Consider the following 24,460-nt stretch of genomic DNA (forward strand, 5'->3'; position numbering starts at 1 on the left):
CTTGTTCTCTTTTATCTTCTTATTCAGGCCGGCGAATACGCCAGCCGCACATAGATAGGCGCGAACGGTTCGGCCTGGGTAATTTCTATCAGCGTCTCTTTCGCCAGCTCCAGCAGGGCGACGAAATTGACCACCACCACCGGCGGACCGCCGGCCACGTCGAACAGCTCGGCGAACTCGACGAAGCGCTGCGACTGCAAACGGCGCAGGATGCCGGTCATGTGCTCGCGCACGGACAGCTCCTCGCGGCTGATCTTGTGGTGCTGCACCAGCTTGGCCCGCTTCATCAGGCCCAGCCAGGCTTGCTGCAGGTCGGCCGCGCACACGTCCGGCCAGGCCGGCGCCAGGCTCTGCTCGATGTACACCTGGCTGCGTACGAAGTCGCGTCCCAGCTGCGGCACGGCGTTCAGGTCGTAGGCCGCCAGCTTGATCTGTTCGTACTCCAGCAGGCGGCGCACCAGCTCGGCGCGCGGGTCGCCCGCCTCGATCTCGATCTCGGACTGCCGCTGCGGCAGCAGCATGCGCGACTTGATCTCGATCAGCATGGCCGCCATCAGCAGGTACTCGGCCGCCAGTTCCAGGTTGGACAGGCGGATCTGGTCCACATACTTCAGGTATTGCAGCGTCAGCTGCGCCATCGGGATGTCGAGGATGTTGAAGTTCTGCTTGCGGATCAGGTACAGCAGCAAGTCCAGCGGGCCTTCGAACGCCTCCAGGAAGATTTCCAGCGCATCCGGCGGAATGTAGAGGTCGTTCGGCATTTTCAGCATGGGCTCGCCATACAGGCGTGCCAGCGCGGCGCCATCCGCTACCGGTTCGGCGCTGTGTTCAAGCGCTGCGGCGACCTCCACCGCATCCGTCGGCGACATGCTGTGCCGTTCAGGTGTCGTTCAGGCCGGTCTTACAGTTTGTTCTGGTAGACGTAAGCCTGCTGCTTCACGGTCGAAGCGCGCACGCGTTCCTGTTCGGTCAGCGGAGTCGATTCCTTGTCCCACAGCAGGGCGCGGCCTTCGCGCTGGCCTTGCTCCATTTTTGGATTCTGGGCCTTCAGCTGTTTGATGAACAGGGTGTGGTCCGACTCGTACATGCTGTGCTGTTTGGAGAGTTTCATATTGTGAGAGTTCGTAGAAGAAGCAACGGCTATTTTACCGCGCCCCAGCCCCCGGCGGGAACTTCTCTTGCCGCCCCTGCTAGAATCCACCCTCTATGACTCCCTACACCATATTTCTCCTGACGCTCGCGCCGCTGCTGTGGGCGGGTAATGCCATTGTCGGCCGCATGGTCCATGACGTGGTGCCGCCCATTACGCTCAATTTCCTGCGCTGGGGCATCGCCCTGTTAATATTGCTGCCATTGGCCGGCCCGGTATTCCGGCGCGGCAGCGGCTTATGGCAAAACTGGCGCCGCTTTGCCTTATTGGGCCTGTTGGGTATCGGCTTATATAACGCGCTGCAATATCTCGCATTGCAAAGCTCCACGCCGATTAATGTCACGCTGGTGGCCGCGGGCATGCCGGTATGGATGATGCTGACCGGCTGGCTGTTTTTCGGCGCCAAGGTTTCGCGCCAGCAAATGATGGGCGCGGCATTATCGATCGCCGGCGTCTTGCTGGTATTGGCGCGCGGCGATGCGCGGCATTTGCTTGAATTGCGGCTGGTGGCCGGCGATATCTTCATGATATTCGCCACCATCGCCTGGTCTATATACAGCTGGCTGCTGACGCGCCCGATTGAACCGGCGGCGATACGTTCGCAATGGGCCAGTTTCCTGTTGGCGCAAGTGGGATTCGGAGTGATGTGGTCCGGCATATTTGCCGCCGGCGAATGGGCTGTTACCGATGCGCATATTCAATGGAGCTGGACGCTGGCGGCAGCGCTGGCCTATGTGGCCATCGGGCCGGCGGTGATTGCTTTCCGCTGCTGGGGCGCCGGCGTGCAGCGCGCCGGGCCCAGCGTGGCGGCGTTCTTCAGCAATCTCACGCCGCTGTTCGCCGCGCTGATGTCGTCCGCGTTTCTGGGCGAGGCGCCGCATCTGTACCACGGCGCCGCCTTCCTGCTCATTGTGGGCGGCATCGTGGTGTCCTCGCGGCGAACCTAGAACTGGCGCGTTCGCGCCGGAAGTTGGCATGAAAGTCACGCCGGCGGGGCCAGGCGTGCGGCCGCCGCGTGCGCCCATCTGCCGCGCTAGCTGCTATGCTGAAAGAACCGCAACGGGAGGGAGAACGTGATGCGAAACGTGACCTTGCTGACCTTGATGCTGGCTGCCGCCTTCACATTGGCTGCCTGCCAGGACAAACCGATTGAGCCGATGAAGCCCCGGGTGGCCTGGCACAGCGCTGTCCATATCAGCCCAGCGATTTAATATAGCGCGGATCGACTTGCGCGCAATAACCGGCGCACGCTTGCCGCGCTGCATTGGCGGCAGCATGCACCAGCATTTCCGCATTTGAATGAAAGCACATCGAAACGATAATCGACGGCGGTTCCGGCTGTACCGGCAATTCGATAAACTCGCCGCTGTCGAGCGAGCTGACGACAAACAGGCTGGGAATGGCGGCCACGCCATAGCCGTCTTTTATCAGCTGCACGATGGCGGCCACCGATGGCGAGCAGGTAATACGCGTTTGTTCCAGCGGTATCATCGCCAGATTTGCCATTTTGCTGACGATTTCTTCCACCATGCGGTGCGGTGCGGTTCCACGTCCAAAAGTTAATATGGGAAGCTGCAGCAGGCGCTGATTCAATCCCTCTTTGCGCGTGTCGATTAATCCGCGGCGCGCAATCCAGTGCAACGGATATACCGCCAGCGCCTCCGATACGATATCGCTGCTTTCCACGCCTTCCACCTGGATCACCAGGTCCAGTTCGCGCGCCCGCAAGCGCCGCTCCAGCACATTGCTCATATCGACCGCGAGGTCGACTTCGAGTTCCGGATACAACACATTGAGCTCGCGGATGTATTGCGCCAGCCAGCTGTGGACCACCGATTCGATCACCCCGAGCCGCAGCCGGCCCCGGATTGCACTGTCCTTGTGCGCCGCCGTCTGCAGCCTGCGCACCGCGTCGACCACCGCTTTGGCGTGCCCCAGCAAGTACTCGGCGTTGGCCGTCAGGCGGAAATCCTTGCTGCCCCGGTCGATCAGTTCGGTCTGCAATTCCTCTTCCAGGGTCTTGATGCGCAAGGAAATGGCGGCCGGCGTCGCGTGCAGGGCGCGGGCCGTGGCACGGAAGCTGCGCAGCTGGGCGAGCGTGACGAAGGTTTCCAGGAAGCGGGTATTCATTAGTAAAGAATACCTTAACCCTCTGCACCGGGATAGCGCACGGCGGTAAGAAAAACTGAACAGCAACAGCAAAAATAACTAGATAGCAAGCGGTAAGGTTCAAGACTATTCTTCACTCATGCAGTTTTGTTCATCCTTTTCAGCGAGACACCCATGACCCCACTCGAATTACGGCACAAGGTACGCAGCGGCGAGTTCCGCTTGCCCACGGCAGGTTATTGCGGCGAGTACGCCCAGGCCAACCTGGTGATCCTGCCGCAGTCGCAGGCCGATGCCTTCCTGCTGTTCTGCCAGCGCAACCAGCGTGCCTGCCCGTTGCTGGCGGTGGGCGAGCCGGGGCAGTGGAATGTCGGCCGGCTGGGGGAAGACATGGACCTGCGCACCGACACGCCCGGCTACAACATCTATCGTGGCGGCCAGCTGGCGGAGCAGGCCTATGCGCTGCACGAGCTGTGGCGCGACGACCTGGTGGTGTTTGCCATCGGCTGCTCCTTCTCCTTCGAGCAGATGCTGATGGATGCCGGCATCCGGCTGCGCCACATCGAACAGCGCCGCAACGTGGCCATGTACCGCACCAATATCCTGAACCAGAGCGCCGGCCCGTTTGGCGGCCAGATGGTGGTGTCGATGCGGCCGATGAAGGCCGCCGATGCGATCCGCGCCATCCAGATCACCAGCCGCTACCCGGCGGTGCACGGCGCGCCGGTGCATCTCGGGGACCCGGCCACCATCGGCATTGCCGACATCCACCGGCCCGACTACGGCGACCCGGTCGAAATCATGCCGGACGAGCTGCCTGTCTTCTGGGCCTGCGGGGTGACGCCCCAGGAAGCCATACGGCAGGCCAAGCTTCCGCTTGCGATCACGCACCAGCCGGGCTACATGCTGGTGACGGACATACGCAATGCCTCATTAGCAGCATTCTAGTTTCATAAACCATGCAGCGCCGCCAACGGACCCGCCCAACGTGTCCGAACGGGGAGTGCTGCGCCAAAAAAACGGGAGACCAGCATGAACACATCAGCACTAAGCGGCGAACGCAAGGAAGGATTTTTTTCCTGGTTCTTTGAATTGACGGGCAAGGAGCGGCGCACCTTCTGGAGCTGCAAGATCGGTTACGCGCTGGACGCGATGGACACGCAATTCCTCAGCTTCGTGATACCGACCCTGATTGCCACCTGGGGCCTGTCCAAGGGCGACGCGGGCCTGATCGGCACTGTCACGTTGCTGACTTCCGCCGCCGGCGGCTGGATCGCCGGCATCCTGTCGGACCGCATCGGCCGCGTCAAGACGCTGCAGCTGACCATCCTGTGGTTCGCCTTCTTCACCGTGCTGTGCGGCTTTGCGCAGAACTTCGAGCAGCTGCTGTGGGCGCGCGGCCTGATGGGCTTTGGCATGGGCGGCGAGTGGACCGCCGGCGCCATCCTGATCGGCGAGGTGATCCGCGCCAAGGACCGGGGCAAGGCGGTCGGCATGGTGCAGGCTGGCTGGGCCATCGGCTGGGGCGTGTCGGCACTGCTGTACGCGCTGATGTTCTCGCTGCTGCCGCCGGAATGGGCGTGGCGTTCGCTGTTCCTGCTGGGAATACTGCCGGCGCTGTTCGTGATCTTCATCCGCCGCTTCGTCGATGAGCCGGAAGTGTTCGTGGCGCTGCAGAAGAAAGCCAGCACCGAGCAGCGCGCCCCGTTCACGGCGATCTTCTCGCCCAAGATGCTCAGCATTACGGTGCGCGCCGTGCTGCTGACCACCGGCGCCCAGGGCGGTTACTACGCCATTACCACCTGGCTGCCGACCTTCCTGAAGACCGAGCGCCACCTGACGGTGCTGGGCACCGGCGGCTACCTGGCCATGGTGATCGTCGGCTCCTACGTGGGCTACATCGTCAGCGCTTTCCTGACCGACTACCTGGGCCGCAAGAAGAACTTCATCCTGTTCGCCACCGGTTCCATGTGCGTCGCCCTGGCGTACACCCGCCTGCCGGTGACCGACAACGTGATGCTGTTCCTCGGCTTCCCGCTGGGCTTCTGCGTGTCCGGCGTGTTCAGCGGCATGGGCGCCTTCCTGACCGAGCTGTTCCCGACCGAGATCCGCGGCTCCGGCCAGGGCTTCAGCTACAACATGGGCCGCGCGGTGGGCTCGCTGTTCCCGCTGATGATAGGCCTGAGCAGCCAGTCGATGGCGCTGGGCGAGGCCATCGGCGTGTTCGCCGGCACCGCCTACGGCGTGATGATACTGGCGGCCCTGACGCTGCCCGAGACCGCAGGCAAGAAGCTTGAATCCGACCTGGTTGGCCATTGAGAAATCAAGAACTTCAGAAACCAAGAAATAACAGAGGCAACACCATGAAAAACGACATCCGTGCGCAACAACTCCGCTGGCAGTTCTGGGTAGACCGGGGCGGCACCTTCACCGACATCGTGGCGCGCCGCCCGGACGGCAAGCTGGTCACGCACAAGCTGCTGTCCGAGTATCCCGAACGCTATGCAGACGCCGTGACGCAAGGCATGCGCGACCTGCTGGGCCTGAAAACCGGCGATCCGCTGCCGGCCGAACAGATCGAAGTGATCAAGATGGGCACCACCGTCGCCACCAACGCGCTGCTGGAGCGCAAGGGCGCGCGTACCGCGCTGGCCATCACGCGCGGCTTCGCCGACCAGCTGCGCATCGGCTACCAGGACCGGCCGGACATCTTTGCCATGCGCATCGCGCTGCCGGACTTGATCTACGAGCAGGTGATCGAGATCGACGAGCGCATCGGCGCCCACGGCGAAGTGCTGCAGGCGCCGGACGAGGCGCAGCTGCGGCGCCAGTTCGCCGGCCTGCGCGAGCAGGGCATCGGGGCCATTGCGATCGTGCTGATGCATGCCTACCGCTACCCGCAGCATGAGCAGCGCCTGCGGGCGCTGGCCGAGCAAGCCGGGTTTGCGCAGATCTCGGTCAGCCACCAGGTCAGCCCGCTGATGAAGATCGTCGGCCGGGGCGACACCACGGTGGTGGACGCCTATTTGTCGCCGGTGCTGCGCGACTACGTGTCGCGGGTGTCGGCCGACACCGGGGACGTGCGCATCATGTTCATGCAGTCGAACGGCGGCCTGACCGACGCCGCCCGCTTCCAGGGCAAGGACGCCATCCTGTCCGGCCCCGCCGGCGGCATCGTCGGCGCGGTCAAGAGCTGCGAGGCGATCGGCCTGCAGCAGGTGATCGGCTTCGACATGGGCGGCACCTCGACCGACGTGGCGCATTACGACGGCGCCTATGAGCGCGTGTTTGAAACCGTGGTGGCCGGCGTGCGGGTGCGCGCGCCGATGATGCATATCCATACGGTGGCGGCGGGCGGCGGCTCGATCTGCAGCTTCGAGAACGGCCGCTTCAAGGTGGGGCCGGAATCGGCCGGCGCCAACCCGGGCCCGGCCAGCTACCGCAAGGGCGGCCCGCTGACCGTCACCGACTGCAACGTGATGCTGGGCCGGGTCCAGCCGGAGCACTTCCCGCACGTGTTCGGGCCCAGCGGCGACCTGCCGCTGGACCGCGAAGTGGTGGCGCGCGCCTTCGGCGAGCTGGCGCAGAAGATCGAACGCGAAACCGGCACCCGGCTGTCGCCCTCGGCCGTGGCCGACGGCTTCCTGGCGGTGGCGGTGGACAATATGGCGCAGGCCATCAAGTCGATTTCCGTCGAACGCGGCTACGACGTGAGCCGCTACGCCATGTGCTGCTTCGGCGGCGCCGGCGGCCAGCATGCCTGCCGCGTGGCCGACGTGCTGGGCATGACCAAGATCGTGATCCATCCCTTTGCCGGCGTGCTGTCGGCCTTCGGCATGGGCCTGGCCGATATCCGCGCCATGCGCGAAGGCGCCGTCGAGCAGCCGCTGACGGAGGCAGTGCTGGACGCGCTGCAGCCGCGCCTGGTCGCGCTGGCCAAGCAGGCCGCCACCGAACTGCTGGAGCAGCAGGTGGCGCAGGAAGACATCCGTGTTGAACTGTGCGCGCGCCTGAAATACCAGGACAGCGACTCGGCCTTCGTGATCGCGCTGGGCAGCGTGGAAGAGATGTCGGCGTCGTTCGCGGCGCTGTACCGCGCGCGCTTTGGCTTCGTCATGGAAGGCCAGCCGCTGGTGATCGAGTCGGTGTCGGCAGAAGCCATCGGCGCCGGCGACGGCGCCAGCTTCGTCATCGAGGTTCCCGCCGCCGGGGGCGGCGAGGGCGGCGAGGGCGCCAGGAGCGCGGACAGCTACGTTGACAGCTACGTCGACGGCCGGACCGTGCCGATTGCGCTGCACGTGCGCGCCGAGCTGCCGGTGGGCAGCCGCATTGCCGGCCCGGCGCTGATCCGCGAGCAGATCGCCACCACGGTGGTGGACGCCGGCTGGAGCGCGCGGGTGCTGCCGGACCACACGCTGCTGCTTGAGCGCGTGGCCGCTGCCGGCAGCGCGCACCGGATGACCACCGCCGTGCACCCGATCCACCTGGAAATTTTCAACAACCTGTTCATGGCGATTGCCAAGCAGATGGGCACCACGCTGGAGAACACCGCCTACTCGGTCAACATGAAGGAGCGCCTGGACTTCTCCTGCGCCATCTTCGACAGCCACGGCAACCTGATCGCCAACGCGCCGCATATTCCCGTGCACCTGGGTTCCATGAGCGACAGCGTGCTGTGCGTGATCCGCGAGCATGCGGCCAGCATGGCGCCGGGAGATGCCTATGTGCTCAACGTGCCCTACAACGGCGGCACCCACCTGCCGGACATTACCGTGGTATGCCCGGTGCATGGCGACGGCCCCGAGCCGCTGTTCTATGTCGCCGCGCGCGGCCACCACGGCGACGTGGGCGGCATCACGCCCGGCTCCATGCCGCCCAACAGCACCACCATTGAGGAAGAGGGCGTGCTGCTGGACAACATCAAGATCGTCGACAAGGGCGTATTCCTGGAGCCGCTGGTGCGCGGCCTGTTTGGGGCCGGCCCCTGGCCGAGCCGCAATATCGACCAGAACATCTCGGACCTGATCGCCCAGCTGGGCGCCTGCGAAACCGGCGCCAACGAGCTGCTGAAAGCCGTGTCCACCCACGGCCAGGACGTGGTGCTGGCCTATATGCAGCACGTGCAGGACAATGCCGAAGCGGCGGTGCGCAAGGCCATCGGCGGCCTGCGCGACGCCAGCTTCGCCTACGAAATGGACGACGGCGCCATCCTCAAGGTGCGGCTGACCATCGACCATGCCAGCCGCAGCGCCACGGTGGACTTCACCGGCACCAGCGAACAGCGCCCGACCAACTTCAATGCGCCGCTGTCGGTCTGCAAGGCGGCCGTGCTGTACGTGTTCCGCACGCTGATCGACAGCGACATCCCGATGAACGAGGGCGTGCTCAAGCCGCTCAAGCTCATCATCCCGGAAGGCTCGATGCTCAATCCGCGCTATCCGGCGGCGGTGGTGGCGGGCAACGTCGAAGTGTCGCAGTACGTCACCGATGCGCTGTACGGCGCGCTGGGCGTGATGTCGGCCTCGCAGGGCACCATGAACAACTTCACCTTCGGCAACGATCAGCACCAGTACTACGAGACCATCGCCGGCGGTTCCGGCGCCGGACCGGGTTTCGATGGCACGGCCGCCGTGCAAACCCATATGACCAACTCGCGCATGACCGATCCGGAGGTGCTCGAGTGGCGCTTCCCGGTGCTGGTGGAGACCCACGCCATCCGGCGCGGCAGCGGCGGCAAGGGCGCGCGGCAGGGCGGCGACGGGGCGCTGCGCCGCATCCGCTTCCTGGAAGCGATGACGGCCAACATCCTGGCCGGCCACCGCCGCATCGCGCCTTTCGGCCTGCAGGGCGGCGCGCCGGGCGCGCTGGGCCGCAACTGGGTGGAGCGCGGCGACGGCTCCATCGAGGAGTTCGGCGCCACCCACACGGCGGACATGAAAGCCGGCGACGTGTTTGCCATTGAAACGCCGGGCGGCGGCGGCTTCGGTTCGTAAGCGCCATACAGGCGGGATGGCCAGGCTCGCTATCCCGCCTTCATCGCGGAGCCACCTAAAAACAGGGACAAAAAAATGAAGAAGACCATGCTTGCGCTCATGCTGGGCGCATCGGCAGGGGCGGCTGTCGCCCAAAGCAACGTAACGGTGTACGGCATTGTGGACGTGGCGCTGGTGCGCGAAAGCGGCGGCGCGGCCAGCAGCACCAGGCTCACCTCGGGGGTGGAAGCCGGTTCGCGCCTCGGGTTCAAGGGCACCGAAGACCTGGGCGGCGGCATGTCGGCCGTCTTCCTGCTGGAGAACGGCTTCCAGGCGGACACCGGCGCCATGGGGCAGGGCGGCTTGCTGTTCGGCCGCCAGGCTTATGTGGGCCTGCACAGCAAGCACGCCGGCACGCTGACCCTGGGCCGCCAGTACACGCCGCAGTACCTGGCGGTGGCCGCGGCGGACCCGTTCGGCTCCGGCACGGCTGGCGACACCAAGAACCTGATGGCGGCCACCGGCAACAGCGCCAGCCGCATGGACAACGCGGTCAAGTATGCGTCGCCGGTGTTCAAGGGCTTCAATGCGGAAGTGGTGTACGGCGTGGGCGAAGTGGCCGGCGACAGCACGGCGCAGCGCCAGTTCGGCGCTGCGCTGGCGTACGCCGCCGGCCCGCTGGTGCTGCGCCTGGCCCACCACAACCGCAACAACGACACGGCCGCGCTGAACAACACCAGCAATGCGAAGAACACGGTGCTGACGGCGCTATACGATGCAGTCTTCCTCAAGGCCCACTTCGCATACGGTGTGGACAAGGGCCTGAACAGCGCCTTGCCGCGCAACCTGGCCAACCCGTACGGCTACGCCGCCGCGCCGGTGCCGTCCATCGACAGTACGGCGGTGCTGCTGGGGGTGAGCGTGCCGCAAGGGGCGGGCGTGTGGCTGGGCTCGTACATCCGCAAGGACGACAAGACCCGCTTCAACCAGGACGCGGAGCAGCTGGCGGCGGGCTATCGCCACTACCTGTCGAAACGCACCGACGTGTACGCGGTGTACGCCTATTTGCGCAACAAGAACGGCGCCGGCTACACCGTGGGCAGCGCCATCGAGGGCGGCACCGGCAACCGCGGTTTCAACCTCGGGCTGCGGCACATGTTCTAGCGCGTCAGTACTTCAGCAGGCGCCGCATGACAAAGGGCGCCGGTTCCAGCGGGTTGGCGTGGGTATATTCCAGCTCCTCCGCCAGTTCGAACTCGAAGGCGGTGTAGAAGTCGATCAGCTTGGGCTGGTCGGCGCGCACCGCCATGCGCAGTTCTTCCACACCGGTTTCCAGGCCATGGTGGATGACCGCTTCCAGCAGGTGCTGGGAGATGTTCTTGCCGCGCCAGGCGGGCAGCACGCCCATGCGCAGGATTTCCCAGATGTGGGTTTCTGTTTCCAGCGGCAGCCAGCGCACCGAACCCACCGGCACGTCGTCCACCAGTAAAATAAAACCGCCGCCGTCGCGCAAATGCTGCGTGACGAGTACGGCGGTTTCACGGTGGCCACTGGATGTGACGCTGACCTTGCCGGCCCACGCGGCGCGCGTGAGCTCGGCAATCAGTTTGGCATCGTCATCCGTTGCTTCACGTACGACTATGTTCATATGCTTAGCGGATGCGCATGCCCGGTTCGGCGCCAGGCCACGGGTTCAGGATGTAGATGCCCGGCTTGCTGTTTTCATCGGCCGCCGAAGCCGCCATGACCATGCCTTCCGAGATGCCGAACTTCATCTTGCGCGGCGCCAGGTTGGCCACCAGTACCGTCAGTTTGCCGATCAGGTCTTCCGGCTGGTACATCGACTTGATGCCGGAGAAGACGTTGCGGTGGCGGCTTTCGCCTGCGTCCAGGGTCAGGCGCAGCAGCTTGTCCGACCCTTCCACGTGCTCGCAATTGACGATTTTTGCGATGCGCAGGTCGACCTTCATGAAGTCGTCGATCGCGATTTCCGGCGCCAGCGCTTCCACGCCGTGCTTGGCCACCAGCGGTTCCAGCGGCGGCGCTTTCGGCGCCTTGGCAGGCTTGGCTGCGGCAACCGCCGGCGCGCTGCCGGCGGCGGCGATCTGGTTCTGCGCGTCGAACAGGTCTTCGATCATCTTGGCGTCGACGCGGGTCATCAGGTGGTTGTAGGCGCCGATGGTGCGGCCCAGCATGGGCTGGAAGGCCGCGCCCGAGGCCAGCCCGGTGTCGGCCCAGACCAGCTTGTCGTCGTTGAGGAAACGGCTCACGTTGGCGGCCACGCCCGGCAGCACCGGCGACAGCAGGATGGTCAGCTGGCGGAACAGGATCAGCGCGGTGGTGCACACCTCGTGCAGCGCGGCGGCCTTGGACTCGTCCTTGGCCAGCGCCCATGGCTTGTTCTCGTCGACGTACTGGTTGGTGACGTCGGCGATCTCCATGATTTCGCGCAGCGCCTTGCCGAATTCACGGTTCTCGAAGTTGGCGGCGATGCTGGCCTGGCGCTCGGCGCCGTCGGCGGTGCTCAGCGCGCGCTTGATCCAGCCCATGGCGTTGTCGGACAGGCTGGAGGCCAGCTTGCCGTCGAACTTCTTGTTGATGAAGCCGGCGCAGCGGCTGGCGATGTTGACGTATTTGCCGATCAGGTCCGAGTTCACGCGGGCCACGAAGTCGTCGCCGGTGAAGTCCAGGTCTTCCACCTTGGCGTTCAGCTTGAAGGCGATGTAGTAGCGCAGCCATTCCGGGTTCATGCCCAGGTTCAGGTAGCGCAGCGGCGAAATGCCGGTGCCGCGCGACTTGGACATCTTTTCGTTGTTGACGGTCAGGTGGCCGTGCACGTTGACTTTCAGCTTGTCGATCACCGGGTGGTCGGCGAACTTGAGCATGGCCGGCCAGAACAGCAGGTGGAAGGACACGATGTCCTTGCCGATGAAGTGGATCTGCTCGGTGCCTTCGTCGTTCAGCAGTGCGTTGAAGTCGATGCCTTTCTTCTCGCAGTAGTTCTTCAGGCTGGCCAGGTAGCCGACCGGCGCGTCCAGCCAGACGTAGAAGAACTTGCCCGGCGCGTCCGGGATCGGGATGCCGAAATAGGGCGCGTCGCGCGAAATGTCCCAGTCGGCCAGCTTCTCGCCGGCTTCGCCCAGCCATTCGCTGACCTTGTTGACCATTTCCGGCTGCAAGCGGCCGGGCGTGTTGAGCCAGTCGCGCAGGAACTCGAAGCAGCGCGGGTCGGACAGCTTGAAGAAGTACTGCTCCGACGGCTTCAGGATCGGGGTGGCGTTGGTGAACACGGAGAACGGATTCACCAGTTCGGTCGGCTGGTAGGCCGCGCCGCACACTTCGCAATTGTCGCCGTACTGGTCCTTGGCGCCGCACTTCGGGCATTCGCCCTTGATGTTGCGGTCGGCCAGGAACATGCCCTTGACCGGGTCGAAGAAGCGGTCGACGATCTTGGTGGCGATCAGGCCGGTGTCGCGCAGCTTGCGGTAGATGCCTTGCGACAGCTCCACGTTTTCCGGCGAATCGGTCGAATACCAGTTGTCGAAGGCGATATGGAAGCCGTCCAGGTACTGCGCGCGGCCGGCGGCGATCTTGGCCACGAATTCCTGCGGCGTGATGCCTTCTTTTTCGGCAGCGATCATGATCGGCGTGCCGTGGGTGTCGTCGGCGCCGACAAAGTGCACTTCGCGCAGACCGTCGCCTTCGCGCTGCATTCGCTGGAAACGGACCCAGATGTCGGCCTGGATGTACTCCATCATATGGCCGATGTGGAAGGCAGCGTTTGCGTAGGGCAGGGCAGTAGTGACGAACAGCTTGCGGGTCATGATTGATGCACTTTGTTGGTGGGAAAAAGAGCATTTTACCAGCGCTGGCCGCCGATGCGCACCGGGACGGGGACGGCACGCTGTTTTTCTGTCTATTTTGCGCTAGACTGCGGGATCACTTACGGAGATTCAGATGAGCATCACGGTAGAAGACGTCAAAGCGGCATTGTCTAAAGTTACAGACCCGAACACGGGCAAGGATTACTGCACCTCGAAGGAAGTGCGCAACCTGAAGGTGGACGGCGCCGACGTTTCCTTCGACATCGAGCTGGGTTATCCGGCCAAGAGCCAGGTGGACGCCATCCGCGCCAGCGTGACGGACGCCGTGGCGGCGCTGCCGGGCGTGGGCAAGGTGTCCGCTAATGTATACAGCAAGATCATTTCGCACACGGTGCAGCGCGGCCTGAAGCTGATGCCGAACGTGAAAAACATCATCGCGGTGGCTTCCGGCAAGGGCGGTGTTGGCAAATCGACCACGGCAGTCAACCTGGCGCTGGCGCTGGCGGCCGAAGGCGCGTCGGTCGGCGTGCTGGACGCGGACATCTACGGCCCGTCGCAGCCGATGATGCTGGGCATCAGCGGCCGCCCGGAGAGCAAGGACGGCAAGACCATGGAGCCGCTGGAAAACCACGGCCTGCAGGTGTCGTCGATCGGTTTCATGATCGATCCGGACGAGCCCATGGTGTGGCGCGGTCCGATGGTCACGCAGGCGCTGCAGCAGTTGCTGGAGCAGACCAACTGGCGCGACCTGGACTACCTGGTGGTGGATATGCCGCCCGGCACCGGCGATATCCAGCTGACCTTGTCGCAGAAAGTGCCGGTCACCGGCGCGGTCATCGTCACCACGCCGCAGGACATTGCGCTGCTGGACGCGCGCAAGGGCTTGAAGATGTTCGAAAAGGTGGGCATCCCCATCCTGGGCGTGGTGGAGAACATGAGCACGCATATCTGCTCGAACTGCGGCCATGAGGAGCATATCTTCGGCCATGGCGGCGGCGCCAAGATGTGCGCCGACTTCGGCGCCGAGTACCTCGGCTCGCTGCCGTTGACGATGGCCATCCGCGAGCAGACCGACTCCGGCAAGCCGACCGTGGTGGCCGAGCCGGACGGCCCGGTTGCCGCCGTCTACAAGCAAATCGCCCGCAAAATTGCGGTAAAAGTCGCGGAAAAGGCGAAGGACATGACCAGCAAGTTCCCCAGCATCGTGATCAAGAATGATTAGGCGCTCAACGCCGGCGGCGGGCTGCGCCGCGCAGGCCGCAGGTGCCGGGCTGGCGTCCGTGGCATCCGTGGCGGCGCTGGCGCTGGCGGCGTTCGCCGTGCCGGGATGCGCCATGGCGCAGGACGCGGCCGGCGCCCCGCGCGGCTTGCCGTTGCCGCCGCCTTCGGCCGTGGGGCAGGCGCTGGTGCAGGCTGCGGGCTGGCAGCCGCTGGCCAGCGGCACCAGCGCCGAGCTGCGCGGCCTGTCCGTGGTGAGCGAGACGGTGGCCTGGGCCAGCGGCGCCAAGGGGACGGTGCTGCGCACGGTGGACGGCGTCTCCTGGCAGCAGCGGTCCGTGCCCGACGCCGACAAGCTGGACTTGCGCGACATCCACGCCGTGGACGCGAACACCGCCATCGCCATGAGCGCCGGCCCCGGCGCGGCTTCGCGCATCTACCGCACCACGGACGGCGGCGCGAGCTGGAAGCTGCAGATCACCAATCCCGACGCCGAAGGTTTCTGGGATGCGATCGCCTTCTGGGACGCGAAACACGGCATCGTGTTCGGCGACCCGGTCAAGGGCGCCTTCCAGGTGCTGCTGACGGCGGACGGCGGCGCCACCTGGCAGCCGGTGGCCGACGCGAAAGGACTGGCGTCCTTACCCAATGAGGGCGCGTTTGCCGCCAGCGGCACTTGCCTGACGGTGGCCGGCAGTACCGACGCCTGGTTTTCCACCGGCGGCGCCGAGCACGCCCGCGTATTCCATTCTTCCGACCGTGGCCGCACCTGGCGCGCCTCGGCGGTGCCGATGCCGGCCGGCGCGCCCGCGCGCGGCATTTTCTCGGTCGGCTTCCGCGATGGCAAAGTGGGCCTGGCGGCCGGCGGCGACTACAAGGAAACCTCGATGGCGACCGTGAACGGCGCCCGCACCGAAGACGGCGGCGCCAGCTGGAGCCCCGCCCCCATCCTGCCGACCGGTTACATGTCGGTGGTGGTGCCCGTGCGCGGCGCGGCGGACGCCTTCGTGGCGGCCGGGCTGGCCGGTTCCGGCTACAGTAACGACGGCGGCAAAAGCTGGGTCATCCTGGACCGCACGCCGGTGAACACGGTCGGCTTCGCATCGCCCGCCGTGGGCTGGGCGGTCGGTCCCAAAGGCCTGGTGATGAAATACGCAGGGCCGATACTCGGCAAGAAGTAATCCAACGATGGGAAACAACGATTAGGAGAGTTTATGCAGAAATTCCTGAAGCGCGCCTTGTTGGCGCTGGCACTGGGCGGCGCCAGTTTTGGCGCTGCGGCGCAGGCGGTGTCCTTCGCCGAGCCGGCCGACGGCGCGGTGGTCGGCAGCCCGTTCAAGGTGAAGTTCGCGGTCAGCGGCATGGAAGTCAAGCCGGCCGGCGAGATGGCCGCCAACACCGGCCACCACCACCTGATCATCAACGGCAGCAGCATCAAGGCCGGCGAATCGATTCCCTTCGACGACACGCACCTGCATTTCGGCAAAGGCCAGACTGAAGCCGAGGTGAAGCTGCCGCCCGGACAATACAAGCTGACCATGCAGTTCGCCAACGGCGCCCACCAATCCTATGGCCCGGGCGCCAGCAAGACGATCAACGTGACGGTCAAGTAAGCGGCCGCGTTGGCGGGTTGGGGCGCTCCGCGCCCGGCCCGCCAGACCGGCGCTTAATCCTTGGCGCGGGTAAACGGTATCTCGGTCGTGCCGTGCGTGTAACGGCCGGCATCCTTGCCGCTGAAGTGCAGCTCTGCTTCGCGGGACTGCATGAAATAGCTACCGCTCGGCGCCGCCAGCAGCGTTTCGCTGGTTCCGTTCCCCAGTTCGACCACCAGCCCGTCGCCCGCGCGCCGGATGGTGAAGCCCTCGCCTGCAATCACATACCTGCCCGGCAGCGTGGCCAGCGCATCCGCTGTCAGCGCCACATTGCGGCGCACCTTGGCGCCCATGGTGGGCCAGCCGTATTCCGCCGCCACCGCGCGCACCAGTGCGCCCGCCAGCTCATCCCCGCCGTCGCCGTTGGTCATGACCACGATGCCGTCGCCGCGCTCCGTATAGGCTGTCATGCGCGCGCGATAGCCAGCATTGGAGCCGCCGTGGCCGAAGCTTTGCGTCTGGCCGTCGCCCTCGATGCCCAGGCCGAGTCCATAGTTCTGCATCACCGGCGTCAACATCAGATAAGTCATGGCTTGCGACAGCACCGCGTTGGACTGGCCGGCGGCCGAACGCCGCGTTTCAAGGGCGAACTTGGCCAGGTCGGACGGCGTGGTCCACAGGCCGGCCGCAGCCTGCTCGGGATAGGTGTGCGGGCCGCCTGGAATCGGCTTGCCGCTGCGGTCGTGCGGCAGGGCGGCGCGCGCCAGCAGGGGCTGCGGCAGCGGCTGGGCGAAGGTGCTGTCCGTCATCGCCAGCGGCTTGAGTACCTTCTCTTGCATCAGGTCGGCAAACGGCGTCTTGCTGCGCTCCGTCATCACGTACTGCACCACCTGGTAGCCGCCGCCGGAGTAGCGCCAGCGGCTGCCGGGGCGCGCGTTGACATGCACGCCGCCGGTGTTGGCGGGCTTGGCGCCGTTCAGGATCTGCACCAGCGTCGGCAGCGGCGCGCCGGCGGCGTAGCCGGGGAAGCCGTGCCCCGTGGTGCCGGCCGTGTGCGACAGCAGCTGGCGCAGCGTGACGGGGTTGTTGTCGGCGTCCTTGGGCAGCTTCCACAGCGCGGTGTAGCTGTTGACGTCGCGGTCCAGCTCCAGTTTGCCTTCCTCCACCATCTTGAGTGCACCCATGGCGGCCACCGGTTTGCTGATGGAGGCGGCCTGGAACAGCGTGGAGGTGGTCACCGGCGCGCCGCCCGGCGTGACCACGCCGTAGGCCTTGGCCCATTCAACCTCGCCGCCGTGGATCACCGCGATGCTCACGCCCGGCACACCCAGCCGCGCCATCTCGTCGGCCAGCTTGCGCCGGGCCGGCGGTGCGCCTTCCAGCGCGATGGCCGGCAGCAAGCCCTGTTCCACTCTGGCGATGCGCTGCTGCAGCGGATCTTCCGCAGCGAAGGCAGTCATGGCGGTCATTGCCGGCAGGGCGGACAGCAGGCCGATGGCGGCGTACAGGCGGGTGCGTGGATGCAAGGCGGGCTCCTTTGTAGTGGTTTGGTTCGAGTATATAACCATAGGCGGGTTAAAATACCCGTTTAATCCATTTGCTTCAGTCCAGAGATGACCACCACACCTGCAACTCCCGTCCGTACCCGTTTCGCTCCCAGCCCGACCGGCTATCTGCACCTCGGCGGCGCCCGCACCGCGCTGTATTCCTGGGCTTACGCGCGCCACTTCGGCGGCACCTTCGTGCTGCGCATCGAGGATACCGACCTGGAGCGGTCGACCCCGGAAGCGGTGCAGGCCATCATCGAAGGCATGGCTTGGCTGGGCTTGAATCATGACGAAGGTCCGTTCTACCAGATGCAGCGCATGGACCGCTACCGCGAAGTGGTGGGCCAGATGCTGGCCGCCGGCACGGCCTACCATTGCTACTCGTCGCCGGAAGAAGTGCAGGCCATGCGCGACAAGGCCGCCGCGGCCGGCGAAAAGCCGCGCTACGACGGCACCTGGCGTCCGGAGGCAGGCAAGACCCTGCCCGCCATCCCGGAAGGGCGCAAGCCGGTGGTGCGCTTCAAGAACCCGCTGGACGGCGAAGTGACGTGGAACGATTTCGTCAAAGGCACCATCACCATCGGCAATAAAGAACTGGACGATCTGGTGATCGCGCGTCCGGACGGCACGCCGACGTACAACTTCTGCGTTGCCATCGACGACCTGGACATGGAAATCACCCATGTCCTGCGCGGCGACGACCACGTCAACAACACCCCGCGCCAGATCAACATCCTGCGCGCCATTGGTGCGCCGCTGCCGCAGTACGGCCACCTGCCGATGATACTGGGCTCGGACGGCGCCAAGATGTCCAAGCGCAAGGATGCCGTCAACGTCATGCAGTATCCAGCGGAAGGCTATCTGCCGGAAGCCATTTTGAATTACCTGGCGCGCCTGGGCTGGAGCCACGGCGACGACGAAGTGTTCTCGATGGAGCAGGTGTGCGCATGGTTCGACGGCACGCACCTGAGCAACTCGGCCGCGCAGTTCAACATTGAAAAGCTGAACTGGCTGAACAACCACTATATCAAGCAGGCCGACAATGCGCGCCTGGCCGGACTGGCCAAGCCGCGCATGCTGGCCGGCGGCGCCGTGTTCGACGGCGCGCCGGCGCTGCCGGTGGTGCTGGGCTTGCTGAAGGAGCGCACCAATACGGTCAACGAGCTGGCCGATGCCGCCATGCTGTTCTACCGCGCGCCGCAGCCGGACGCCGCGCTGCTGGCCCAGCACGTGACCGACGCCGTCCAGCCGGCGCTGGCCGACTTCGCCGAGCGCTGCAAAACCGTGGAGTGGAACAAGGCCGCGCTGGCCGCCATGATCAAGGACGTGCTGGCCGCGCACGGCTTGAAGATGCCGCAGATCGCCATGCCGCTGCGCCTGTTCGTCACCGGCCAGCTGCAGACGCCGGCCATCGACGCGGTGCTGGAAATCTTCGGCCGCGACACGGTTGTGGCGCGCATGTCAAAGTTCCTCTGATTTATTTCTTGAAGCAGGGGCAAAGTTGCAAAAGGGTATTTGCATAATACGGCGCCTCTGCTATACTCTTGTCTCTCGCGCAAACGGGGGTATAGCTCAGCTGGGAGAGCGCTTGCATGGCATGCAAGAGGTCAGCGGTTCGATCCCGCTTACCTCCACCAGTTTGCAGGGAAAGCAGTACGGCAGTTCCAAGGTCCCCATCGTCTAGAGGCCTAGGACATCACCCTTTCACGGTGAGTACCGGGGTTCGAATCCCCGTGGGGACGCCAGCTTCGCCAAGGCTGGCCGGCAGTAGGTAGTAAATTTTCTGTGCCAGAGGGGGTATAGCTCAGCTGGGAGAGCGCTTGCATGGCATGCAAGAGGTCAGCGGTTCGATCCCGCTTACCTCCACCAAGCATAGAAGAGGTTGTTCGGCAGTTCCAAGGTCCCCATCGTCTAGAGGCCTAGGACATCACCCTTTCACGGTGAGTACCGGGGTTCGAATCCCCGTGGGGACGCCAGCAATGGCAAAAAGAGTAAATGTTTTCTGCGCCCGGGGGGTATAGCTCAGCTGGGAGAGCGCTTGCATGGCATGCAAGAGGTCAGCGGTTCGATCCCGCTTACCTCCACCAACAGCGCAGAAGCACATCGGAAGTTCCAGGTCCCCATCGTCTAGAGGCCTAGGACATCACCCTTTCACGGTGAGTACCGGGGTTCGAATCCCCGTGGGGACAAGCACATCGGAAGTTCCAGGTCCCCATCGTCTAGAGGCCTAGGACATCACCCTTTCACGGTGAGTACCGGGGTTCGAATCCCCGTGGGGACGCCAGTTTTACAGTAATTGCAGTAGCATTGTTTCTGCGCCCGGGGGGTATAGCTCAGCTGGGAGAGCGCTTGCATGGCATGCAAGAGGTCAGCGGTTCGATCCCGCTTACCTCCACCAACAGCGCAGAAGCACATCGGAAGTTCCAGGTCCCCATCGTCTAGAGGCCTAGGACATCACCCTTTCACGGTGAGTACCGGGGTTCGAATCCCCGTGGGGACGCCAGTTCTGGCAAACATCACAGTTAGTCGACAAGCAAGCTGCCACGGGCGGCTTTTTTCGTTCTCGCACGCCGGTTTCCCCTCTCATTGTCCTGTATCTGCGCACAAGCTTAACGAGATTGCATGTTGGCGAAACTGTTCTACACTGGACGAGGGTGGCCACCGTAGCCGCCTATCAAAAGGGAGACGGACATGGAACTCCATATGCACTCGCACCGCTGGGTGGCGCGCCAGCCTGACTGGGCGGCCGCGGCGGTAGCCGGCTTTGGCGCCGGCGGTATCCTCATGGTACTGGAAGTGGCCTGGGCCGCGCTGGCGGGCGTGCCCGATCCGTGGCAGGTGACGCACATGGTCGCCGCCATGGTGCTCGGCTGGGAGGCGCTGCAGTCCACCGGCTATATATTCGGCCTGCTGGCGGCCGCGCTGGTGGTCCACTATGTGCTCGGCATCATGTTCGGCATCATGCTGGCAGCCATCATCGCGCCGTTCCAGCTCGATTCGAGTACCGGCATGGTGCTGCTGGCCGGCGCGGTATTCGGGCTGGTGCTGTACGTGCTGAATTTCTACGGCATGTCCGGCGCGTTCTCGTGGTTCGCCGAGATGCGCGGCTGGGCGACCGCAGTGGGCCATGTGGTGTTCGGCATGTCGGCCGCCTATATTTACCGCAGGATGGAAAAACCGTAATCAGCACCGTTGTTGCGTGGTTCGTTGAGCATGTTGTAGGGCACCAGTTGCACATGGCTTAGAGCGAAACATCTGACAGAAACGGGGCGGCTTATGGCGTTGGCACTGGCTTTGATCCTGATCGTGGTGGGTACGCTTGCGTTCCACTTCTGGAGCCCATGGTGGCTCACTCCGCTGGCGTCGAACTGGCAGGCAATGGACGACGCCCTGATGCTGACGCTGGTGATTACCGGCGCCATCTTCGTCATCATCAATCTGTTCGTGGCCTACGCGGTGATCAAGTTCCGTCACCGCGACGGCGTGCGCGCGTCCGCGGAGCACGGCAGCAAGAAGCTCGAATGGTGGCTGATCGGCGTGACGACGGTGGGCATCGTCATCATGCTGGCGCCCGGCCTGGACGTGTATGCCAAGCTGATCACGGCGCCGGACCATGCGATGCAGTTCGAAGTGATGGGGCAGCAATGGCAATGGCATTACCGGCTGCCCGGCAAGGACGGCCGCATGGGGCAGACCGACGTCACCCACATCAGCCCCGAAAACCCCTTCGGCGTGAACGCCAAGGATCCCTACGGCCAGGACGACGTGCTGGTCGACACGCAGGAAATCCACATTCCGCTCGACCGGCCGGTCAAGGTGCTGCTGCGCTCGCAGGACGTGCTGCATGACTTCTATGTGCCGCAGTTCCGCACCCGCATGAATATGGTGCCGGGCATGGTCACGTCGTTCTGGTTTACCCCCACGCGCACCGGCCGCTTCGAAGTGATGTGCGCCCAACTGTGCGGCATCGGGCACGCCAATATGCGCGGCTACGTGGTGGTCGAGGACGACGCGGCGTATGCGAAATGGCTGGCGGCGCAGCCGACCTTCGCGGCCAGGATGCGGGCCGGGGCGGCGGGCGGCACCGGGGTTGCCGCCGCTGCCGCCGGCGCCGGCGCGGCGGGCGCGGAAGGCACGGCGGCCGGCACGGCCGGCGCCGGCGAGAGCGCGCCGGCCAGCGATACGGCTGCGCAAGGCAAGCTGCTGGCGCAGGCGCGCGGCTGCATGGCCTGCCACAGCGTGGACGGCAGTCCCGGCGTGGGGCCGACCTGGAAGGGCTTGTACGGCAAGACTGAAACACTGGACAGCGGCAAGAGCGCCGTGGCGGACGATGCCTACCTGAAGCAGTCCATCGCCGATCCCAAGGCGGCCATCGTGCGCGGTTTCCCACCCATCATGCCGCAGCAGCCGCACACCGAGGCGGAGCTGGCGGCAATGGTGGACTACATCAAGACTGTGAAGTAAGGCGGAGGTTGCGATGGCATATGGCAACGGACACGGCAGCGGGCACGATGGGCACGGTGACGACCATGGCGGCCACGACCATGGCCCCCAAAGCTGGGTCACCAAGTACGTGTGGAGCCAGGACCACAAGGTGATCGCGGTGCAGTACGCGCTGACGGCCATCGTGGTGGGGCTGATCGGGCTGGTGCTGTCGGACCTGATGCGGCTGCAGCTGGGCTATCCCGGCAAGTTCTCCTTCATCGACGCGTCCAGCTACTACCAGTTCATCACCATGCACGGCATGATCATGGTGGTGTACCTGCTGACCGCGCTGTTCCTGGGCGGCTTCGGCAACTACCTGATCCCGCTGATGGTGGGGGCGCGCGACATGGTGTTTCCCTTCCTGAACATGCTCAGCTTCTGGTTCTATTTGCTGTCGGTCTTGATCCTGATCGGCAGCTTCTTCGTGCCCGGCGGGCCCACCGGCGCAGGCTGGACGCTGTATCCGCCCCAGGCGATCTTGCAGGGCACGCCGGGCGTGGAGTGGGGCATCATCGTGATGCTGATCTCGCTGGTGGTGTTCATCGCGGCCGCCACCATGGGCGGCCTGAACTACGTCACCACCATCCTGCAGGCGCGCACGCGCGGCATGACGCTGATGCGCATGCCGCTTACCGTGTGGGGCATTTTCGTGGCCACCATCCTGGCGCTGCTGGCCTTTCCCGCGCTGTTCGTCAGCGGCGTGATGATGCTGTTCGATAAGACGCTGGGCAGCAGCTTCTTCATGCCGGCCGTCGTGTCCATGGGCCAGCACCTGGCGCACCAGGGCGGCAGCCCCCTGCTGTTCCAGCACCTGTTCTGGTTCTTTGGCCACCCCGAGGTGTATATCGTGGCCTTGCCCGCCTTCGGCATCATCTCCGACCTGATCAGCGTGCACGCGCGCAAGTGCATCTTCGGCTACCGCATGATGGTGTGGGCCATCGTGATCATCGGCGGGCTGAGCTTCGTCGTGTGGGCGCACCATATGTACGTGAGCGGCATGCATCCGCTGTTCGGCTTCTTCTTCGCCACCACCACCCTGATCATCGCGGTGCCGACCGCCATCAAGGTCTACAACTGGACGCTGACCCTGTGGCGCGGCGACATACACATGACCGTGCCCATGCTGTTCGCGCTGGGCTTCATCAGCACCTTCGTGCTGGGCGGCGTGACCGGGCTATTCCTCGGCAATGTCAGCGTCGATATCCCGCTGTCGAACACCTATTTCGTGGTGGCGCACTTCCACATGGTGATGGGCGTGTCGCCTGTACTGGCGGTGTTCGGCGGGATTTACCACTGGTACCCGAAGATCAGCGGCCGCATGTACAACGACACCCTGGGCAGGCTGCATTTCTGGATCACCTTCCTGGGCGCTTACGCGATTTTCTTCCCCATGCACTATCTCGGGGTGCTGGGCATGCCGCGCCGCTACTACGCCTATGACAACTACGCCTTCATCCCGCCGTCGGCGCAGCTGATGAACGAGTTCATCACCATCGCCGCGCTGGTGGTGGGCGTGGCGCAGTTGCTGTTTATCTTCAATCTCGCCCATAGCACCTTCAAGGGCAAGGTGGCGGACGGCAATCCGTGGCGCGCGGCCAGCCTGGAGTGGTTTACGCCGCAGACGCCGCCGGCGCACGGCAACTGGGGGCCGCAGCTGCCGGTGGTGTACCGCGGCGCGTACGACTATGGCCAGCAGACCGGCGACAGCGACTACATTGCGCAAAACGTGGGGCCGGACGATGATCCTCCCGGTGCGCCGGCCGGATCCCCGGGCGGCATCCCCGGCGCGCGGCCAGTGGCCGGCGGAGGTGTGGCGTGAGCGCCGCGTCCGGCATGCAGGCGCCGATGGCGGGCGGCGCCGGCGACGGCGGGTTGGCCAGACGGGATGGACCGGACGGGCCCGGCGCGCGCAAGGTCGGCCTGTGGGTCTTCATGGCGGTGGTGACGTCGCTGTTCATGCTGTTCAGCGTCGCCTACGTGATGCGGATGGCGACGGCCGACTGGCAGCCGCTGCGCTACATTCCGTGGCAGCTGTGGCTGAGTACGGCGGTGCTGGCGCTTGCCAGCGCAGCGTGGGAGTTGGCGCGGCGCGCGGCGCAGCAGGGCAGGGCGCGTATGGCGGACTGGACGGACAGCGCGGACATCGAGCGCGGACCCAGGGCCGGCGCGGCAGGCGACGGTGCGGCCCGGCGCGCGGGGCTGCTGGCGTGCGCCTTGTCGCTGGCCTTCCTGGCGGTGCAGCTGTGGGCCTGGCAAGCCATGACGGCCATGAACGTCACCGTCAACGGCAATCCGGCCAGCAGCTTCTTCTACCTGCTGACCGGCTTGCATGGCCTGCACGTGTGCGGCGGCCTGGTGGCGGCGGTCCTGGCCGGCGTCTCCGCCAGGCGCGGCAAGGCCGCGTTCGCCACCTTCGCAGCGCATGCCGCGCTGTGCGCGCGTTACTGGCATTTCTTGCTGTTGCTGTGGCTGGGATTGTTTGCGCTGCTGTTCCTGGTCACGCCGGACCTGGTGCAGGTGGTGTGTGAAAGCGTCGGCATCCGGCCGCCGCAAGCGAGGTGAA

At 65.0% G+C, this 24,460-nt stretch carries 20 protein-coding genes and 9 tRNA genes; 23 read left to right on the forward strand and 6 right to left on the reverse strand.

Annotated features, from left to right (window positions below):
* Nucleotides 1-23 precede the first annotated feature (23 nt).
* Both ASD15_RS26135 and ASD15_RS26140 read right to left on the reverse strand, forming a co-directional pair.
* The gene (locus ASD15_RS26135) at nt 24-869 is read right to left on the reverse strand and encodes a ScpA family protein (RefSeq protein ID WP_057157959.1); all 846 of its coding nucleotides are present in this window, start codon (nt 867-869) and stop codon (nt 24-26) included.
* 32 nt (nt 870-901) lie between these two features.
* Nucleotides 902-1,111: a DUF3460 family protein gene (locus ASD15_RS26140; RefSeq protein ID WP_057157960.1), complete on the reverse strand. Its 210-nt coding sequence runs from the start codon at nt 1,109-1,111 to the stop codon at nt 902-904.
* Nucleotides 1,112-1,206: 95 nt separating this feature from the next.
* Between ASD15_RS26140 and ASD15_RS26145 the strand changes: the two genes are divergently transcribed.
* Both ASD15_RS26145 and ASD15_RS33580 read left to right on the forward strand, forming a co-directional pair.
* The gene (locus tag ASD15_RS26145) at nt 1,207-2,097 is read left to right on the forward strand and encodes a DMT family transporter (protein WP_057157961.1); all 891 of its coding nucleotides are present in this window, start codon (nt 1,207-1,209) and stop codon (nt 2,095-2,097) included.
* 129 nt (nt 2,098-2,226) lie between these two features.
* Nucleotides 2,227-2,361, forward strand: coding sequence for a hypothetical protein (locus tag ASD15_RS33580; RefSeq protein WP_267877839.1), 135 nt, complete (start codon nt 2,227-2,229; stop codon nt 2,359-2,361).
* On the opposite strand, the gene ASD15_RS26150 is transcribed toward ASD15_RS33580, so the two are convergent.
* Nucleotides 2,345-3,280 (reverse strand): LysR family transcriptional regulator, encoded by a 936-nt coding sequence (locus ASD15_RS26150; RefSeq protein ID WP_057157962.1) that lies wholly within the window; start codon nt 3,278-3,280, stop codon nt 2,345-2,347. The two genes, ASD15_RS33580 and ASD15_RS26150, sit on opposite strands and share 17 nt — an antisense overlap.
* A gap of 153 nt (nt 3,281-3,433) precedes the next feature.
* Between ASD15_RS26150 and ASD15_RS26155 the strand changes: the two genes are divergently transcribed.
* The 4 genes from ASD15_RS26155 (at nt 3,434) to ASD15_RS26170 (ending at nt 10,395) form a co-directional block, all read left to right on the forward strand.
* Nucleotides 3,434-4,207, forward strand: coding sequence for a putative hydro-lyase (locus ASD15_RS26155; protein WP_057157963.1), 774 nt, complete (start codon nt 3,434-3,436; stop codon nt 4,205-4,207).
* A gap of 84 nt (nt 4,208-4,291) precedes the next feature.
* Nucleotides 4,292-5,578, forward strand: coding sequence for an MFS transporter (locus ASD15_RS26160; protein ID WP_057157964.1), 1,287 nt, complete (start codon nt 4,292-4,294; stop codon nt 5,576-5,578).
* A 44-nt stretch (nt 5,579-5,622) separates the two neighbouring features.
* A complete protein-coding gene (locus tag ASD15_RS26165; RefSeq protein WP_057157965.1) occupies nt 5,623-9,252 on the forward strand; it encodes a hydantoinase B/oxoprolinase family protein in 3,630 nt (1,209 codons plus the stop codon).
* 75 nt (nt 9,253-9,327) lie between these two features.
* Nucleotides 9,328-10,395, forward strand: a complete 1,068-nt coding sequence (locus ASD15_RS26170; RefSeq protein WP_057157966.1) for a porin — start codon at nt 9,328-9,330, stop codon at nt 10,393-10,395.
* 4 nt (nt 10,396-10,399) lie between these two features.
* Here the strand turns inward: ASD15_RS26170 and ASD15_RS26175 are convergent, their stop codons facing one another.
* Together ASD15_RS26175 and metG are read right to left on the reverse strand one after the other, a co-directional pair.
* On the reverse strand, nt 10,400-10,879 hold the full coding sequence (locus ASD15_RS26175) for a GNAT family N-acetyltransferase (protein WP_057157967.1): 480 nt from the start codon (nt 10,877-10,879) through the stop codon (nt 10,400-10,402).
* Nucleotides 10,880-10,883: 4 nt separating this feature from the next.
* On the reverse strand, nt 10,884-13,055 hold the full coding sequence (gene metG, locus ASD15_RS26180; RefSeq protein WP_057157968.1) for a methionine--tRNA ligase: 2,172 nt from the start codon (nt 13,053-13,055) through the stop codon (nt 10,884-10,886).
* Between the two features lie 133 nt (nt 13,056-13,188).
* On the opposite strand from metG, the gene apbC reads away from it, so the two are divergent.
* The 3 genes from apbC to ASD15_RS26195 are packed head-to-tail and all read left to right on the forward strand — an operon-like array spanning nt 13,189 to nt 15,886.
* A complete protein-coding gene (gene apbC / locus ASD15_RS26185; protein ID WP_057157969.1) occupies nt 13,189-14,277 on the forward strand; it encodes an iron-sulfur cluster carrier protein ApbC in 1,089 nt (362 codons plus the stop codon).
* Nucleotides 14,270-15,454: a hypothetical protein gene (locus tag ASD15_RS26190; RefSeq protein WP_057157970.1), complete on the forward strand. Its 1,185-nt coding sequence runs from the start codon at nt 14,270-14,272 to the stop codon at nt 15,452-15,454. The genes apbC and ASD15_RS26190 overlap by 8 nt, the downstream gene beginning before the upstream one ends.
* Nucleotides 15,455-15,487: 33 nt before the next feature.
* Nucleotides 15,488-15,886 carry a DUF4399 domain-containing protein gene (locus ASD15_RS26195; protein ID WP_200954085.1) on the forward strand — a complete coding sequence of 133 codons (399 nt, stop codon included), beginning with the start codon at nt 15,488-15,490 and terminating at the stop codon, nt 15,884-15,886.
* A gap of 53 nt (nt 15,887-15,939) precedes the next feature.
* Here ASD15_RS26195 and ASD15_RS26200 read toward each other — a convergent pair whose 3' ends face one another.
* On the reverse strand, nt 15,940-17,391 hold the full coding sequence (locus tag ASD15_RS26200) for a serine hydrolase (protein ID WP_162249948.1): 1,452 nt from the start codon (nt 17,389-17,391) through the stop codon (nt 15,940-15,942).
* An 87-nt stretch (nt 17,392-17,478) separates the two neighbouring features.
* Here ASD15_RS26200 and gltX point away from each other — a divergent pair, with 87 nt between their 5' ends.
* The 14 genes from gltX (at nt 17,479) to ASD15_RS26270 (ending at nt 24,459) form a co-directional block, all read left to right on the forward strand.
* Nucleotides 17,479-18,888: a glutamate--tRNA ligase gene (gltX, locus tag ASD15_RS26205; RefSeq protein WP_057157971.1), complete on the forward strand. Its 1,410-nt coding sequence runs from the start codon at nt 17,479-17,481 to the stop codon at nt 18,886-18,888.
* 85 nt (nt 18,889-18,973) lie between these two features.
* Nucleotides 18,974-19,049: transfer RNA gene (locus ASD15_RS26210), tRNA-Ala, on the forward strand.
* Nucleotides 19,050-19,081: 32 nt separating this feature from the next.
* A tRNA-Glu gene (locus ASD15_RS26215) sits at nt 19,082-19,157 on the forward strand.
* Between the two features lie 48 nt (nt 19,158-19,205).
* Nucleotides 19,206-19,281, forward strand: a tRNA-Ala gene (locus ASD15_RS26220).
* A gap of 31 nt (nt 19,282-19,312) precedes the next feature.
* Nucleotides 19,313-19,388 (forward strand) — tRNA-Glu (locus tag ASD15_RS26225).
* Between the two features lie 35 nt (nt 19,389-19,423).
* A tRNA-Ala gene (locus ASD15_RS26230) sits at nt 19,424-19,499 on the forward strand.
* Between the two features lie 29 nt (nt 19,500-19,528).
* Nucleotides 19,529-19,601: transfer RNA gene (locus ASD15_RS26235), tRNA-Glu, on the forward strand.
* A 19-nt stretch (nt 19,602-19,620) separates the two neighbouring features.
* A tRNA-Glu gene (locus tag ASD15_RS26240) sits at nt 19,621-19,696 on the forward strand.
* Nucleotides 19,697-19,734: 38 nt separating this feature from the next.
* Nucleotides 19,735-19,810 (forward strand) — tRNA-Ala (locus ASD15_RS26245).
* A gap of 29 nt (nt 19,811-19,839) precedes the next feature.
* Nucleotides 19,840-19,915 (forward strand) — tRNA-Glu (locus ASD15_RS26250).
* A gap of 188 nt (nt 19,916-20,103) precedes the next feature.
* Nucleotides 20,104-20,595 carry a hypothetical protein gene (locus ASD15_RS26255; RefSeq protein ID WP_057157972.1) on the forward strand — a complete coding sequence of 164 codons (492 nt, stop codon included), beginning with the start codon at nt 20,104-20,106 and terminating at the stop codon, nt 20,593-20,595.
* A 93-nt stretch (nt 20,596-20,688) separates the two neighbouring features.
* On the forward strand, nt 20,689-21,876 hold the full coding sequence (locus tag ASD15_RS26260) for a cytochrome c oxidase subunit II (RefSeq protein WP_057157973.1): 1,188 nt from the start codon (nt 20,689-20,691) through the stop codon (nt 21,874-21,876).
* A 13-nt stretch (nt 21,877-21,889) separates the two neighbouring features.
* A complete protein-coding gene (locus ASD15_RS26265) occupies nt 21,890-23,716 on the forward strand; it encodes a cbb3-type cytochrome c oxidase subunit I (protein ID WP_082552158.1) in 1,827 nt (608 codons plus the stop codon).
* The gene (locus tag ASD15_RS26270) at nt 23,713-24,459 is read left to right on the forward strand and encodes a cytochrome c oxidase subunit 3 (protein WP_229418340.1); all 747 of its coding nucleotides are present in this window, start codon (nt 23,713-23,715) and stop codon (nt 24,457-24,459) included. Before ASD15_RS26265 ends, ASD15_RS26270 begins: the two co-directional genes overlap by 4 nt.
* Nucleotide 24,460: the final 1 nt, after the last annotated feature.

Source organism: Massilia sp. Root351 (assembly GCF_001425045.1).
Taxonomy (GTDB): Bacteria; Pseudomonadota; Gammaproteobacteria; order Burkholderiales; family Burkholderiaceae_D; genus Rugamonas.

What these genes read in the sequence shown, in the direction of transcription:
- ASD15_RS26135 (WP_057157959.1), bottom strand. Translation starts at nt 869, where the DNA reads ATGTCGCCGACGGATGCGGTGGAGGTCGCCGCAGCGCTTGAACACAGC.
- ASD15_RS26140 (WP_057157960.1), bottom strand. Translation starts at nt 1,111, where the DNA reads ATGAAACTCTCCAAACAGCACAGCATGTACGAGTCGGACCACACCCTG.
- ASD15_RS26145 (WP_057157961.1), top strand. Translation starts at nt 1,207, where the DNA reads ATGACTCCCTACACCATATTTCTCCTGACGCTCGCGCCGCTGCTGTGG.
- ASD15_RS33580 (WP_267877839.1), top strand. Translation starts at nt 2,227, where the DNA reads ATGCGAAACGTGACCTTGCTGACCTTGATGCTGGCTGCCGCCTTCACA.
- ASD15_RS26150 (WP_057157962.1), bottom strand. Translation starts at nt 3,280, where the DNA reads ATGAATACCCGCTTCCTGGAAACCTTCGTCACGCTCGCCCAGCTGCGC.
- ASD15_RS26155 (WP_057157963.1), top strand. Translation starts at nt 3,434, where the DNA reads ATGACCCCACTCGAATTACGGCACAAGGTACGCAGCGGCGAGTTCCGC.
- ASD15_RS26160 (WP_057157964.1), top strand. Translation starts at nt 4,292, where the DNA reads ATGAACACATCAGCACTAAGCGGCGAACGCAAGGAAGGATTTTTTTCC.
- ASD15_RS26165 (WP_057157965.1), top strand. Translation starts at nt 5,623, where the DNA reads ATGAAAAACGACATCCGTGCGCAACAACTCCGCTGGCAGTTCTGGGTA.
- ASD15_RS26170 (WP_057157966.1), top strand. Translation starts at nt 9,328, where the DNA reads ATGAAGAAGACCATGCTTGCGCTCATGCTGGGCGCATCGGCAGGGGCG.
- ASD15_RS26175 (WP_057157967.1), bottom strand. Translation starts at nt 10,879, where the DNA reads ATGAACATAGTCGTACGTGAAGCAACGGATGACGATGCCAAACTGATT.
- metG (WP_057157968.1), bottom strand. Translation starts at nt 13,055, where the DNA reads ATGACCCGCAAGCTGTTCGTCACTACTGCCCTGCCCTACGCAAACGCT.
- apbC (WP_057157969.1), top strand. Translation starts at nt 13,189, where the DNA reads ATGAGCATCACGGTAGAAGACGTCAAAGCGGCATTGTCTAAAGTTACA.
- ASD15_RS26190 (WP_057157970.1), top strand. Translation starts at nt 14,270, where the DNA reads ATGATTAGGCGCTCAACGCCGGCGGCGGGCTGCGCCGCGCAGGCCGCA.
- ASD15_RS26195 (WP_200954085.1), top strand. Translation starts at nt 15,488, where the DNA reads ATGCAGAAATTCCTGAAGCGCGCCTTGTTGGCGCTGGCACTGGGCGGC.
- gltX (WP_057157971.1), top strand. Translation starts at nt 17,479, where the DNA reads ATGACCACCACACCTGCAACTCCCGTCCGTACCCGTTTCGCTCCCAGC.
- ASD15_RS26255 (WP_057157972.1), top strand. Translation starts at nt 20,104, where the DNA reads ATGGAACTCCATATGCACTCGCACCGCTGGGTGGCGCGCCAGCCTGAC.
- ASD15_RS26260 (WP_057157973.1), top strand. Translation starts at nt 20,689, where the DNA reads ATGGCGTTGGCACTGGCTTTGATCCTGATCGTGGTGGGTACGCTTGCG.
- ASD15_RS26265 (WP_082552158.1), top strand. Translation starts at nt 21,890, where the DNA reads ATGGCATATGGCAACGGACACGGCAGCGGGCACGATGGGCACGGTGAC.